This window comes from Microbacterium sp. J1-1 (genome assembly GCF_024498615.1).
Lineage (GTDB): Bacteria > Actinomycetota > Actinomycetes > Actinomycetales > Microbacteriaceae > Microbacterium > Microbacterium aurugineum.
Window position 1 is genome coordinate 1,621,725 of sequence record NZ_CP089590.1, and the last position, 14,180, is coordinate 1,635,904.

Below are 14,180 nucleotides of genomic sequence, written 5' to 3' on the forward strand. Positions count from 1 at the left end.
GCCCCACGATATCCAATGCTGCTCCGCCGCCTGTCCTCCTGGTCAGCCGGCGTCGCCGACGAGGATCGCGGCCGCATCCTCGGTGGCGGTGTCCTGCGGCTCGTCGTCGATGTGTGCGAGAACGCGTCGACCGAGGAACACGGTCAGCGCGGCGAGCAACACGGACACCGCCGCGAAGAGGTACGGCACCGTCGCGTTGAACGCGTGCCACAGCAGGGCGGCGATCGGAGGCGCCATCGCACCTCCGAGGAAGCGCACGGCCGAGTACGCGGAGGACGCGACCGAGCGCGGGAGATCCGTGGCCTCCATCACAGCCTCGGTGAGCACGGTGTTCATCACTCCGAGCAGCAGGCCGCCGATGACGATGCACGCCACCAGGGCCGGTGCGCTCCCGACGACGAGCCCGGCGACGACCAGATCGGCCGCGAGCAAGGGGAGGACGAGAAGGATGATGCGGGTGCGCGGTATCCGACGCATCAGCACGGGGGCCACCCAGACGCTCGTGACGGCGAGGGCGACTCCCCATCCGAAGAAGGTGAGACCGATGCCGAGCGCGCCGAAGCCGAGGGGGAACGGCGAGAAGGCCAGCAGCACGAAGAAGCCGATGTTGTAGAACAGCGCAGCGATCGCGAGGGTCGCGAGTGCCGGGCGACGCAGTGCGGTGAAGGGAGCGGAGAACGGCACCGGCACCCTCTTCTCACCCGGACCGCGGAGCAACACGAGCACGGCGACGAAGGCGATCGCCATCAGTACGACGACGCCGAAGAACGGTCCCCTCCAGCTCTGCTCGCCGAGGATGCCGCCGAGCAGAGGGCCTACGGCGATGCCGAGGCCGAGCGCTGCTTCGTACAGGATGATCGCCGCGCTGCTCCCGCCGGACGCCGCGCCCACGATGGTCGCAAGCGCCGTCGAGATGAACAGCGCGTTTCCGAGCCCCCATCCGGCACGGAAGCCGATGACCGCGTCGACGCTGCCGCTCACGGCGCAGAGGAGCGCGAAGACCACGATCAGCGCGAGGCCGATCAGCAGGGTCGCTTTTGCGCCGATCCGGCTGGAGATCCAGCTGGTGACGAGCATCGCGAGCCCTGTGACGAGGAGGTAGCTGGTGAACAGCAGTTCCGTCTCGACCGGAGACGCCTGGAGCGAATCGGCAATCGCGGGAAGGATGGGATCGACGAGGCCGATGCCCATGAAAGCGACCACGCACGCGAACGCGACCGCCCAGACCTGCGCGGGCTGCTTCCACACCGATGAGGTGGTGGGGGTGTTCACCGAGATTCTCCTGTTCGTTCTGTGGCGGTGTGTGCGGCGAGGATCTCCGCCGCACGAGTGAGAGCCGACCAGTCCTCCTCGCTCAACGCAGCGAACCGAGGCGCCAGCGTCTCCCGGAACTCCGCACGCCACGCATCGATGGCGGCGGCGCCCTGCGGCGTGATGTCGACGACGGTCGCGCGGGAATCGTCGGCGTCGGGGGAGCGGAGGACGAGTCCCTCGCGTTCCAGGCCCCCGATGAGCCGGGTCATCCCGGGCTGGGTCGTGCGGGCGGCAGCAGCGAGCTCTCCCACACGTCGCGATCCTGACTGCTCCAGAAGGCTCAGCACTCGCCACTGTGCAGCAGGTGCCTCGTTGCCGGCATCCTGAGCGGCGATGCGTCCGAGGGCATATCCCGAGAGCACCAGTGAGGGGATGACATCCGAGCGATTCATACCAGAGAGTATATACCCGGTGGTATGTAACTGGATCTAGCGTCGAGCGCCGGCGATCCGGGCGGAGAGCTGGTGGGCGTGCGCGAGAAGGGTTCGTCCGAGCTCGGCCAGACGATCGGGACCGAATCGGAACTCCACGCCCGTCAAGCTCAATGCCCACTCCGGTCGCCCGCTGCGATCGAAGACGGCCGCGCCGATGCCCCAGCTGCCCTCGACGATCAGGCCGGGGTTCACCGAGTATCCGCGCTCCTTCGTCTCGGTCAGGCGGGTGCGCAGAGCGGAGGGGCCGTGTGCCCGCCCCCACCCGCTCTCAAGCTCGGGGTGCCGGCCGAGATACGCGTCCACATCGTGGTCAGGAAGGAAAGCCAGGATCGCGAGCCCTGCACTCGCCACACCGAGGGGGAACCGGACTCCTTCGCTCAGGACGAAGGAGCGGATCGGGAACGAACCCTCCTCGCGCAGCAGGCACACCGTCTCGTCCGCACGGCGCACCGAGAAGAACGCGCTCTCCTCGGTCTTGACGGCCAGTGAGCGCACGATGTCCCGTGCGAGCGCGGTCACGTCGTAGCGCGCCGCCGCCACGGACCCCATGAGGAACAGCTCAGGGCCGGGCATCCAGAGCGTGCTGTCCTCGTCTCGATCGACGAGTCCCTCGGCCCGCAGTGCGCTCAGGAGGCGGTGCGCGGTCGAGCGGGACAGGTCGGCGGCGTGGGCGAGGTCGTGCAGGCTCGCGCCGTCCACGCCGGAAGACGTCACGAGGCGGAGGAGGCGTGCCGCTCGGGCGATCGCCTGTGCGCCGGGGACGGAACGGTCGGGGGATTCCATATTGTGGACGCTACCTCCGGATGTGACCACATCACAAGAACGGACTGCCCCCGGGCGCCGGGAGAGGGGGAAGCTGGAGACACGCACGCTTTCGAAGGAGCAGACGTGATCGACAAACAATGGGAGTCACCGGCCGAAGCCGTCTCCGACATCCCGGACGGCGCCTCGCTGGCCGTCGGCGGCTTCGGCCTGTCCGGCAATCCGATCGCCTTGATCGAGGCACTGCTGGCACAGGGGACGAAGGACCTCAGCGTCGTGAGCAACAACTGCGGCGTCGACGACTGGGGGCTCGGGGTCCTGCTGGCCGCGCAGCGCATCCGGAAGATGACGTCGTCCTATGTGGGGGAGAACAAAGAGTTCGAGCGCCAGTTCTTGAGCGGCGAGCTCGAACTCGAACTCACGCCTCAAGGGACCCTGGCTGAGAAGCTGCGGGCAGGCGGCTCGGGCATTGCGGCCTTCTACACGCAGACCGGCGTGGGCACCCAGGTCGCGGAGGGCGGTCTGCCTCGTCGATACAACTCGGACGGCTCGATCGCCGTCGCCTCTCCCGTCAAGGACGTCCGCGCGTTCGACGTGGACGGCGTGCCCCAGGAGTTCGTCCTGGAAGAGGCCATCGTCACCGACTTCGCGCTCGTGCACGCGGCGCAAGGCGATCGCCACGGCAACCTCGTCTTCAACAAGGCGGCACGCAACTTCAACCCCCTCGCCGCGATGGCGGGCCGGATCTGCATCGCGCAGGTCGAACGACTCGTGGAGCCGGGCGAGCTCGACCCCGACAGCATCCACCTCCCCGGAGTCTTCGTGCACCGCATCGTCGAGGTCGGCACAGATATCCCCAAGCGCATCGAACGGCGGACCGTCGCCGTGGAAGGAGCCTGAGATGGCACTGTCGCGAGACCAGATGGCTGCCCGAGCCGCGGCCGAGCTCCCGGACGGTGCCTACGTGAACCTCGGGATCGGTCTGCCCACGCTCGTGCCCAACCATGTGCCTGCCGGGACCACTGTCGTGCTGCAGTCGGAGAACGGCATCCTCGGCGTCGGGCCCTACCCCCGGGAAGAGGCCGTCGACCCCGACCTGATCAACGCCGGCAAGGAGACGGTCACGACCCTCCCGGGCGCCGCCTTCTTCGACTCGGCCACGAGCTTCGGCATGATCCGCGGCGGGAAGATCGACGCCGCCGTCCTCGGCGCCATGCAGGTGTCTGCCGCCGGTGATCTCGCGAACTGGATGATCCCGGGCAAGATGGTCAAGGGGCCGGGTGGCGCCATGGATCTCGTTCACGGCGCAGCGCGCGTCATCGTGCTCATGGAGCACGTCGCGAAGGACGGCTCGGCCAAGATCGTCGACGAATGCACACTCCCGTTGACCGGTCGTGCGGTGGTCGATCGGATCATCACCGACCTGGCCGTGATCGACGTCACGGAGGAGGGGCTCGTCCTCGTCGAGACGGCGCCCGGCGTCACCGTCGACGAGGTCGTCGACGCGACACAGCCCCCGCTCGCCATCCACCCGGATCTCCTCGAGGGAAGGACCCCTGCACCATGAACGACACCGAGAACGACATCGTCATCGTCTCCGCGGCCCGCACGCCGCAGGGTCGGTTGAAGGGACAACTGGCCGCCTTCACGGCGCCGCAGCTCGGATCCTTCGCGATCCGTGGCGCGCTCGCGCAGGCTTCGGTCGATCCGGCCGACATCGACGCGGTGATCGTGGGGCAGGTGCTGGCCGCGGGCTCGGGGCAGAACGCCGCGCGCCAGGCGGCGATCGGCGCGGGCATCGGCTGGGATGTGCCGGCCCATTCGGTCAACAAGGTGTGTCTGTCCGGATTGACGGCCATCATCGATGCGGCTCGGATGATCGCCACGGGCGACGCGGACGTGGTCGTGGCAGCGGGGATGGAATCGATGACGCGGGCGCCGCACATGCTCATGGGCTCGCGCGACGGCTGGACGTACGGGAGCGTCGAGGTCCTCGACCACATGGCCTACGACGGTCTCACCGATGCGTACGACCGCGAGAGCATGGGTGCGTCCACGGAACGCCACAACGCCCGTTTCGAGCTCACCCGGGAGGCGCAGGATCTCGTCGCCGCGCTGTCGCACCAGCGCGCGGCCGCCGCGCAGGAAGCGGGAGTCTTCGATGCGGAGATCGTGGCGGTCGAGGTGCCGCAGCGCCGGGGGGAGCCGCTGCGGGTCATGAAAGACGAGGGGGTCCGCCCCGACACCACGGTCGAAACCTTGGCCGGACTGCGTCCCGCCTTCGCCGAGGGCGGTTCGATCACCGCGGGGAACTCGTCCCAGATCTCCGACGGCGCGTCGGCCGTGATCGTCACCACGCGGCGCACGGCGGAGGCGAAGGGCTGGCCCGTCCTGGCACGGGTGGGGGCGAGCGGTCAGACCGCCGGGCCGGACAACTCGCTGCAGGCGCAGCCGGCGCGCGCGATCGAGCGCGCCTGTCAGAAGCAGGGCATCACGCCCGCGGATCTCGACGTCGTGGAGATCAATGAGGCCTTCGGCGCTGTCGTGGCACGCTCGCAGACCGAGCTCGGACTCGATGACGGCATCGTGAACATCCACGGAGGGGGCATCGCGATCGGCCACCCGATCGGGGCCTCCGGTAACCGTCTCGTGGTCCATGCGGTGCACGAACTCGTGCGTCGTGGCGGAGGAACTGCTGCCGTCGGACTCTGCGGGGGAGGGGGTCAGGGCGAAGCGCTGATTCTCACACGCTGATGTGTCCGTCCAGGGCGCTCAGACTCAGCGCCGTGCGTCCTGGGCGTGGTCCTGCGTGTCGGCGAGAGCCTTCTGCGAACGGAACTGGAGCCGCTGGGCCTTCTTCGCCTTCTTGACCGACTGCGGCGAGTCGGCGTCGACGAGCACACCGCGACGTTCACGGTTCATGTCGACGACGGCTCCGATCGCCAGAGCCATCGTGATGCCCCAGCTCAGCCACGACAGAAGGGCGCGCCAGGTGATGGGCTGTTCGCGGGTGCCGCGCAGCAGGGAGACACCCGCGGAGATCGCAGCGACGAGTCCGGTGCTGAAGAGGTAGCGCATCCCTTTACGCTACCCGTCCGCACCCCATGTCGCACCGAGCCTTGACAAGCCCTCCCGGATCCTGGCAGGGGAGTAGGTCGTGAAGGACAGGCGCAACGTCCGTGGATCCGGGGTGGCGGAGGAGAACGACGTGCCGGGGACGAACGCGACGTCCCGAGCCAGCGCTCTCCTGAGCGCTGTCGTGGCGTCGGAGCCCTCCGGGAGGCGGACCCAGACGAACATGCCGCCGTCCGGTCGAGTCCACGTGCTGCCCTCGGGCAGCGCGGTCGGCAGCGCCTCGAGCATCGCGTCGCGGCGGGCGGCGTACGCGTCGCGGATCCGGTCGAGCGCGGGCTCACTGCGACCGGAGACGAGGTAGTGGGCGGCCGCCGCTTGATCGATGGTCGAGGTGTGCAGATCGGCTGCCTGCTTGGCGATCGTCACGGTTGAGCGGATGTCGGCCGTCGTGCGGATCCATCCGATCCGCAGGCCGGGAGCGATCACCTTCGAGAAGCTGCCGAGGCTGACGACATGCTCGGGTGCCAGCTCGGCCAGCGAGGGGAGGGGCTCACCCGAATACCTCAGTTGGCGGTACGGCTCGTCTTCGATGATGCGGAATCCTCGGTTCCTCGCGATCTCCGCGATGCGTCTGCGGGCCTCGAGCCCGTGCGTGCGTCCCGTCGGATTCTGGAACGTGGGCACGGTGTAGAAGAACTTCGGCCCGTGCGTTGACGCCAGTCGGTCCAGCGCCTCGAGATCCAGGTCATCACCGTTCGAGGGAACGCCCACCACGTGTGCCCCCGCCAGCGCGAACGTCTGCAGGGCGGCGAGATAGCAGGGCTCCTCCACGAGGATCGTGTCTCCGGCGTCGAGCAGTGTCGTCGCGAGCAGTCCTAGTCCCTGCTGCGAACCCGTCGTGATGATCAGATCGGATGCGGCGGTGGGCAGTCCGTCGATCGAGTAGCGCCGTGCGACCTCTTCCCGCAACCGCGGGTCGCCTTCCGACGTGGAGTACTGCAGCACACCGGGAGCGGCCAGGACGGCGTCAAACGCAGCACGGATGCCGTCCATGTCGAAGAGCTCGGGGGCGGGGAGACCCCCGGCGAACGAGATGACCTCCGGCCGCTCGGTCAGTGCGAGCAGATCACGCACCGGGGAGGTCTTGGCCGTTCCGGCCCGCTGCGAGCGTGAGGGAAGCGGGACGGTCGCCGCGGCGACAGGGGCGGTGGTGGGCAACGGAATCCTCCTCGGGAGCGGCAGCGTGAGACGGGTGCCGCCCAGGATAGACCCATCCTGCACCGGCCGATTCCCGGGCTTTCCTCGTCCACATCCGCTATCCTGGGTGCGTCGCGGCTCGCCCGCGGCCGCACACACCGTGTATCTACCGGCCGCCGGCAATCCGGCGGACAGCGGCGGCACCCGACATCGCGTCATCGACGCGCGAGAGCCATGACACACGCACCCGCATCACCGAAATCCGCCCCGCAGAGCCCGAGCCTCCTCCGCATCGCGGGCCTCCCGTACTTCCTCATCGCCTTCATCGCACGGCTGCCCTTCGCGATGATGGTCGTCGGCGTGCTGACGGTCGTCGTCTCCGCGCGGGGATCCCTCTCGCTCGGCGGCCTGACGTCGGCTGCCGTCGGATTGGGCACAGCGTGCTTCGGGCCTCTGCTCGGGGCTGCCGCCGACCGATTCGGCCAGCGTGCGGTGCTGGTCATCCTCGCGCTGGCGAACGGCGCGATGCTCCTGCTCTTCACGTTCGTGGTCTACGGCACGGCCGCGGACGGCTTCGTACTGCTCGCCGCGGTCGGCATCGGTGCGACGGCGCCGCAGGTCGCTCCGCTCTCGCGCTCACGACTGGTCACGATCATCCGGGACCGGATGCCGGAGGCCCGACGTGATCGCACGGTGTCCGGCACGATGGCGTACGAGTCCGCCGCCGACGAGACCGTCTTCGTGTTCGGCCCGTTCCTGGTCGGCATCCTGGCGTCGGCGATCTCGCCGTGGGCGCCGCTGGTCGGTGCCGCCGTTCTCACCGTCGTGTTCGTCGGGGCATTCGCCCTCCACCCGAGCGGCCGCCATGTCTCGCAGGACCGTGACGCCGACGGGAGAGCGCCCTCGGCCGTCTCGGAGCTGTTCCGCCCGCGGCTGCTGATCGTCGTCGTCGGCATCCTCGGCGTCGGGATGTTCTTCGGAGCCATGCTCACCTCGCTCACCTCGTTCATGGCGGATCGGGGTGCTCCGGAGCAGGCCGGCCTTCTCTACGGCGTGATGGGGGTCGGCTCCGCCCTGCTCGCCCTGGGCGTGGCCTGGCTGCCGCCCGCGTTCTCGCTGCGCGCGCGCTGGCTGGTCTTCTCCGGAATCCTGTTCGTCGGCACGCTCCTGCTGAGCATCGTCGATTCGCCGGGCGCGATGGTCCTGGCTCTCGCGATCATGGGCATCGGCATCGGCCCGACCCTCGTGACCCAGTACAGCTTCGGTGCCGCCCGCAGCCCGCTCGGTCGCTCCGCGACCGTCATGACGATGCTGGGCTCCGGCGTCGTCGTGGGGCAGTCCATCGGCGCAGCCGTCACCGGCGAGATCGCCGAGAGCATCGGCACCTCCGCCGCTCTCCTCCTGCCGATGGTCGCCGCTTTCATCACGCTCGCGGCCGGGGCCGCCAACTGGGTTCTCAGCGGTGAGCGGCGTCGTCTGTCCGTGACGGTCTGACACCGCGCGGCAGAGTCACGCCAACCTGGGTAAGTTGGACTCAACCCCCTGGTGTGAGGAGCCCCCTTGGCAGCTGCAGATTTCGTCGTCGTCGCCAACCGGCTGCCCGTCGATCGGGTGGAGGGGCCTGACGGCGAGGAGGTCTGGCGGACGTCGCCGGGAGGACTCGTTGCCGCTCTCGAGCCGATGATGCGCAACGTGCACGGTGCCTGGGTCGGCTGGGCCGGTCAGGCCGATGTCGAGTTGGCCCCGTTCGAAGCCGGTGGCATCGAACTGGTCCCGGTCCCCCTGAGCGCGCAGGAGGTCGCGGAGTACTACGAGGGCTTCGCGAACGACACGATCTGGCCGCTCTACCATGACGTGATCGCGCCCCCGCAGTATCACCGTGAATGGTGGGAGGCCTACGTCACCGTCAACCGTCGATTCGCGCAGGCGGCGGCGTCCGCGGTGGCCGAGGGCGGCACGGTCTGGGTGCACGACTACCAGCTGCAGCTCGTCCCGCAGATGGTGCGCGAGATCCGGCCCGACGTGACGATCGGGTACTTCCACCACATTCCCTTCCCCGCTCACGGGCTGTACGCGCAGCTGCCGTGGCGTGACCAGGTGCTCCGTGGGCTGCTCGGTGCCGACGTGATCGGGTTCCAACGCGCTCAGGACGCCACGTACTTCCTGACGGCCGTCCGCCGCCGGCTCCGCTACGAGGTGAAGGGGCCCAACGTCTCCGTCCCCGAAGGCGACGGCGTGCGGCAGGCTCTGGCCAAGGCCTTCCCGATCTCGATCGACACCGCGCCCTACCTCGAACTCGCGGGACGCGCGGACATCCGTGCCCGTGCAGCGGAGATCCGCGCCAGCCTCGGCAACCCGAAGCGCATCCTGCTCGGCGTCGACCGCCTCGATTACACCAAGGGCATTCGCCACCGCATCAAGGCCTACGGGGAGCTGCTCGCGGAAGGGCGTCTCAAGATCGAGGACGTGACGCTGGTCCAGGTCGCGAGCCCCAGCAGGGAGCGCGTGGACGCGTACGTGCACCTGCGAGATGAGATCGAGCTCGCGGTCAGCCGCATCAACGGCGACACCGACACGGTCGGGCATTCCGCCATCCGCTATCTGCACCAGGGGTACCCGCGCGAAGAGATGGTCGCGCTCTACCTCGCCGCGGACGTGATGCTGGTCACCGCTCTCCGTGACGGCATGAACCTCGTCGCGAAGGAGTACGTCGCGACCCGTGTGGACGACCGCGGTGTGCTGGTGCTGAGCGAGTTCACCGGTGCCGCGGACGAGCTCCGACAGGCCGTGCGGGTCAATCCGCACGACATCGAGGGCCTCAAGGACGCGATCATGACCGCGGTGGAGATGTCTCCTGCCGACCAGGGACGGCGCATGAGATCGCTTCGCCGGCGTGTCCTGGACAACGACGTCAACGCCTGGTCCTCCTCGTTCCTGGCCGCGCTCGCCGAAGTGCGTGCGCGCTGATCGACCTCGCAATGGAGACACGGGGTACGCCCCGCGGATTGGAGAAGCTGTGACGCGCCCTTGGACCCCCGGAACCGCCGACGAAGACCTGAGCGCGCTGGCGGCGACGCCTCGGCTGGTCGTCGCCCTCGACTTCGACGGCACCGCATCACCCCTGGTGCCCGACCCGATGGCCGCGCGTGCGCTCCCCGAAGTCGCCGTCCAGGTCGAGCGACTCGCGGCGCTGCCCGACACGGTCGTCGCCTACGTCTCCGGACGCAGCATGCACGATCTGCGCGTGATCACCGAGCACACGGATGACTCCGCGATCGCACTGGCAGGCTCGCACGGTGCCCAGTACTGGTTCCCCGGCGATGACCCCGACGCCGTCCATGACGCCTTCGACGAGGACGGCACCCGGGAAGAGCTCTGGGCCGCCGCGAAGCCGATCATCGCGCGCTACGAGGGTGCCGAGTTCGAGCCGAAGACGTTCGGTATGGGTGTGCACACCCGACGCGCCGATCGCGAGACGGAGGAGCGCGTCTTCGCCGAGATCGATGCGCTGGTCGCCGAGCGCTTCCCGCACTGGCGCCGTCGGGCAGGACACCGTGTGCTGGAGTTCTCATCGCGCACGGAGGGCAAGGACGCCGCGATGACCGCTTTGCGGGAGCGCTTCGACGCCACCGGCATCCTGTTCGCGGGAGACGACGTGACCGATGAGGACGCGATGCGCGTGCTGGGACCGGGTGATCTCGGTGTGCGGGTGGGCCCGGGGGAGAGCGCTGCGACCCTGCGTGTGGACACTCCACAACAGATCGCCGAGCTTCTGGAGGCGTTGGCGGACGAACGCACCGCCGCGCGGCAATAGACTTCCGTCATGTCCTCGCATGATCCTGCCAGCAGCGCGCCCATCGACATCAAGCCCCGCAGCCGCGTCGTCACCGACGGCATCGAGGCCACGACCTCCCGCGGTATGCTCCGTGCCGTCGGCATGGGGGACGCGGACTGGGACAAGCCGCAGATCGGCATCGCCTCGAGCTGGAACGAGATCACGCCCTGCAACCTGAGCCTCGACAGGCTCGCTCAGGGAGCGAAGGAAGGCGTGCACTCCGGCGGCGGGTACCCGCTGCAGTTCGGCACGATCTCCGTCTCGGACGGCATCTCGATGGGCCACGAGGGCATGCACTTCTCGCTCGTGTCCCGCGAGGTCATCGCCGACTCGGTCGAGACGGTCATGATGGCCGAGCGTCTGGACGGCTCCGTCCTGCTCGCCGGCTGCGACAAGTCGATCCCGGGCATGCTCATGGCCAGTGCACGCCTCGACCTCTCCAGCGTCTTCCTCTATGCCGGTTCGATCGCCCCGGGGTGGGTCAAGCTCTCGGACGGCACCGAGAAGGACGTCACGATCATCGACTCGTTCGAAGCGGTCGGGGCGTGCCGTGCCGGTCTCATGAGCGAAGAGGACCTCAAGCGCATCGAGTGCGCGATCGCCCCCGGTGAAGGAGCCTGTGGTGGCATGTACACCGCGAACACGATGGCCTCGGTCGCCGAAGCCCTCGGTCTCAGCCTTCCCGGATCCGCCGCGCCGCCGGCCGCGGACCGTCGCCGCGACTACTTCGCGCACCGCTCGGGCGAGGCCGTGGTCAACCTGCTCCGCCAGGGCATCACGACCCGCGACATCCTGACCAAGGAGTCGTTCGAGAACGCGATCGCGCTGGCGATGGCTCTCGGCGGTTCCACCAACGTCGTGCTCCACCTGCTCGCGATCGCCCGCGAGGCCGACGTCGAGCTGAGCCTGCACGACTTCAACCGCATCGGGGACAAGGTCCCGCACGTCGCCGACATGAAGCCGTTCGGCAAGTACGTCATGAACGACGTCGACCGTCACGGCGGCATTCCGGTGATCATGAAGGCGATGCTCGATGAGGGGCTGCTGCACGGCGACGCTCTCACCGTCACCGGCAAGACGCTGGCCGAGAACCTTGCGGACCTCGACCCCATGCCGATCGACGGCGAGGTCATCCACACGTTCGACAACCCGATCCACGCGACCGGCGGCCTGACGATCCTGCACGGCTCGCTCGCACCGGAGGGCGCTGTCGTGAAGACCGCGGGCTTCGACGCCGCGGTGTTCGAGGGGCCCGCCCGTGTGTTCGAGCGCGAGCGCGCCGCGATGGATGCGGTCGCCGACGGGGAGATCGAGCCCGGCACCGTCATCGTCATCCGCTACGAAGGCCCCAAGGGCGGACCGGGTATGCGGGAGATGCTCGCCATCACGGCGGCGATCAAGGGCGCGGGGCTCGGAAAAGATGTACTACTCTTGACGGACGGACGATTCTCAGGCGGCACAACCGGCCTGTGCATCGGCCACATAGCACCCGAAGCGGTGGACGCAGGTCCTATCGCCTTCGTGCGCGATGGTGATCTGATACGGGTCGATATCGCAGCTCGCACTCTCGATCTACTCGTCGATGACGCAGAGCTCGCCTCCCGCCGTTCCGGCTGGGAGCCGCTTCCCCCGCGCTACACCCGAGGCGTTCTTGCCAAGTACTCGCGCCTCGTGCGGTCCGCCGCCGAGGGAGCGACCACCGGCTGACCCGGACGCTCCGGCATCCGGCGTCCTCCAGAGATCATCAGAAGGAAACTCATGACTGCTGATTCCGCCCCGGCCGTGCCGAGGCCGCCCGCTCGTCCAACGTCTGCGCCGGAGATCACCGGTGCCGAGGCCGTGGTGCGCTCGCTCGAGCTGCTCGGTGTCACCGACGTGTTCGGGCTTCCGGGAGGAGCGATCCTCCCGGTCTACGACCCGCTCATGGACGCCTCCGAGCTCCGCCACATCCTGGTGCGGCACGAGCAGGGCGCCGGTCACGCCGCCGAGGGCTATGCCTCGGCCTCCGGGAAGGTGGGCGTGTGCATCGCGACGTCCGGTCCCGGAGCGACGAACCTGGTCACGGCGATCGCCGACGCCTACATGGACTCGGTGCCGCTGCTGGCCATCACCGGTCAGGTGTTCTCGACGTTGATGGGAACCGACGCGTTCCAGGAGGCCGACATCGTGGGCATCACGATGCCGATCACGAAGCACTCCTTCCTGGTGAAGGACGCCGCCGACATCCCGGGTGCGATCGCTGCGGCCTACGAGATCGCGGGCACCGGTCGTCCCGGACCCGTCCTCGTCGACATCACGAAGGATGCGCAGCAGGCCACGGCACCGTTCGTGTGGCCGCCCAAGATCGACCTCCCCGGCTACCGCCCGGTCACCAAGGCGCACGGCAAGCAGATCCAAGCGGCTGCGAGCCTCCTCGCCGAGGCCAAGAAGCCCGTCCTGTACGTCGGCGGCGGCGTGATCCGCGGCCGGGCGGCAGCCGAGCTGCTCGAACTCGCGGAGTCCACGGGCGCTCCGGTCGTCACCACGCTGATGGCGCGCGGTGCGTTCCCCGACTCGCACCCGCAGCACCTCGGGATGCCGGGCATGCACGGCACGGTTCCCGCTGTGCTGGCGCTGCAGGAGGCCGATCTCCTGGTGTCCCTCGGTGCACGGTTCGACGATCGCGTGACGGGCAAGGCTGCGCTCTTCGCCCCCAACGCCAAGGTCGTGCACGTCGACATCGATCCCGCGGAGATCTCCAAGATCCGAACCGCCGACGTGCCGATCGTCGGTGATGTGCGCGATGTGCTCACCGATCTCGACACGGCTTTCCGCGGAGCGACCGCGGGCGTGAAGCCCGACATCGCGGAGTGGTGGTCATACCTCGACGGCCTGCGCACCGAGTTCCCGCTCGGCTACGCTCCGACGACCGACGGGCTCCTGGCCCCGCAGCACATCATCCAGCGGATCGGTGAGCTCACGGGACCCGAGGGCATCTACGCGTCCGGCGTCGGACAGCACCAGATGTGGGCCGCGCAGTTCATCAAGTACGAGCGCCCGAACGCCTGGCTGAATTCCGGCGGTGCCGGGACGATGGGCTACTCGGTCCCCGCGGCGATGGGCGCGAAGGTCGCCGAACCCGACCGCGCCGTCTGGGCGATCGACGGTGACGGCTGCTTCCAGATGACCAACCAGGAACTCGCGACCTGCGCGATCAACAACATCCCGATCAAGGTCGCGATCATCAACAACTCCTCGCTGGGCATGGTCCGCCAGTGGCAGACGCTGTTCTACGACGGTCGCCACTCAAACACCGACCTCAACACCGGGCACGGCACGATCCGCATCCCCGACTTCGTGAAGCTCGCCGAGGCCTACGGCTGCCTCGCGATCCGCGTGGAGAAGGAAGAAGAGGTGGATGCCGCCATCCAGCTCGCACTCGAGACGAACGACCGCCCCGTGGTGATCGACTTCGTCGTGAGCGCCGACTCGATGGTGTGGCCGATGGTCCCCCAGGGAGTCAGCAACAGCTATGTCCAGTACGCCCGCGAGCACGCGCCCGCATTCGACGAGGAGGACTGAGC

General features: G+C 68.6%; 13 protein-coding genes. 8 read left to right on the plus strand and 5 right to left on the minus strand.

Annotated elements, in window-relative coordinates:
- Window positions 1–42: 42 nt before the first annotated feature.
- From LRQ07_RS07665 to LRQ07_RS07675, 3 genes are read right to left on the minus strand one after another with little or no spacing between them, the layout of a single operon-like run.
- The gene (locus tag LRQ07_RS07665) at window positions 43–1,278 is read right to left on the minus strand and encodes an MFS transporter (RefSeq protein ID WP_156118197.1); all 1,236 of its coding nucleotides are present in this window, start codon (window positions 1,276–1,278) and stop codon (window positions 43–45) included.
- Window positions 1,269–1,706: a MarR family winged helix-turn-helix transcriptional regulator gene (locus LRQ07_RS07670; protein ID WP_047519251.1), complete on the minus strand. Its 438-nt coding sequence runs from the start codon at window positions 1,704–1,706 to the stop codon at window positions 1,269–1,271. The genes LRQ07_RS07665 and LRQ07_RS07670 overlap by 10 nt, the downstream gene beginning before the upstream one ends.
- 36 nt (window positions 1,707–1,742) lie before the next feature.
- Complete coding sequence (locus tag LRQ07_RS07675; RefSeq protein ID WP_256536314.1) at window positions 1,743–2,531, minus strand: IclR family transcriptional regulator; 789 nt, start codon at window positions 2,529–2,531, stop codon at window positions 1,743–1,745.
- 105 nt (window positions 2,532–2,636) lie between these two features.
- Between LRQ07_RS07675 and LRQ07_RS07680 the strand changes: the two genes are divergently transcribed.
- The 3 genes from LRQ07_RS07680 to LRQ07_RS07690 are packed head-to-tail and all read left to right on the plus strand — an operon-like array spanning window position 2,637 to window position 5,264.
- A complete protein-coding gene (locus LRQ07_RS07680) occupies window positions 2,637–3,410 on the plus strand; it encodes a CoA transferase subunit A (protein WP_153243963.1) in 774 nt (257 codons plus the stop codon).
- A gap of 1 nt (window position 3,411) precedes the next feature.
- Window positions 3,412–4,077, plus strand: a complete 666-nt coding sequence (locus tag LRQ07_RS07685; RefSeq protein WP_256536315.1) for a CoA transferase subunit B — start codon at window positions 3,412–3,414, stop codon at window positions 4,075–4,077.
- A complete protein-coding gene (locus tag LRQ07_RS07690) occupies window positions 4,074–5,264 on the plus strand; it encodes an acetyl-CoA C-acetyltransferase (RefSeq protein WP_256536316.1) in 1,191 nt (396 codons plus the stop codon). Before LRQ07_RS07685 ends, LRQ07_RS07690 begins: the two co-directional genes overlap by 4 nt.
- 24 nt (window positions 5,265–5,288) lie before the next feature.
- Here the strand turns inward: LRQ07_RS07690 and LRQ07_RS07695 are convergent, their stop codons facing one another.
- Together LRQ07_RS07695 and LRQ07_RS07700 are read right to left on the minus strand one after the other, a co-directional pair.
- The gene (locus LRQ07_RS07695; RefSeq protein ID WP_047519243.1) at window positions 5,289–5,588 is read right to left on the minus strand and encodes a hypothetical protein; all 300 of its coding nucleotides are present in this window, start codon (window positions 5,586–5,588) and stop codon (window positions 5,289–5,291) included.
- A gap of 9 nt (window positions 5,589–5,597) precedes the next feature.
- Window positions 5,598–6,803, minus strand: coding sequence for a PLP-dependent aminotransferase family protein (locus LRQ07_RS07700; protein WP_256536317.1), 1,206 nt, complete (start codon window positions 6,801–6,803; stop codon window positions 5,598–5,600).
- A gap of 213 nt (window positions 6,804–7,016) precedes the next feature.
- On the opposite strand from LRQ07_RS07700, the gene LRQ07_RS07705 reads away from it, so the two are divergent.
- From LRQ07_RS07705 to LRQ07_RS07725, 5 genes are all read left to right on the plus strand, one after another.
- Window positions 7,017–8,276 (plus strand): MFS transporter, encoded by a 1,260-nt coding sequence (locus LRQ07_RS07705; RefSeq protein WP_256536318.1) that lies wholly within the window; start codon window positions 7,017–7,019, stop codon window positions 8,274–8,276.
- A 66-nt stretch (window positions 8,277–8,342) separates the two neighbouring features.
- The gene (locus LRQ07_RS07710; RefSeq protein WP_232761982.1) at window positions 8,343–9,749 is read left to right on the plus strand and encodes an alpha,alpha-trehalose-phosphate synthase (UDP-forming); all 1,407 of its coding nucleotides are present in this window, start codon (window positions 8,343–8,345) and stop codon (window positions 9,747–9,749) included.
- 49 nt (window positions 9,750–9,798) lie between these two features.
- Window positions 9,799–10,596, plus strand: a complete 798-nt coding sequence (otsB, locus tag LRQ07_RS07715) for a trehalose-phosphatase (RefSeq protein WP_153243967.1) — start codon at window positions 9,799–9,801, stop codon at window positions 10,594–10,596.
- 9 nt (window positions 10,597–10,605) lie between these two features.
- A complete protein-coding gene (gene ilvD, locus LRQ07_RS07720; RefSeq protein WP_047519236.1) occupies window positions 10,606–12,324 on the plus strand; it encodes a dihydroxy-acid dehydratase in 1,719 nt (572 codons plus the stop codon).
- Between the two features lie 51 nt (window positions 12,325–12,375).
- A complete protein-coding gene (locus tag LRQ07_RS07725) occupies window positions 12,376–14,178 on the plus strand; it encodes an acetolactate synthase large subunit (RefSeq protein ID WP_047519234.1) in 1,803 nt (600 codons plus the stop codon).
- Window positions 14,179–14,180: the final 2 nt, after the last annotated feature.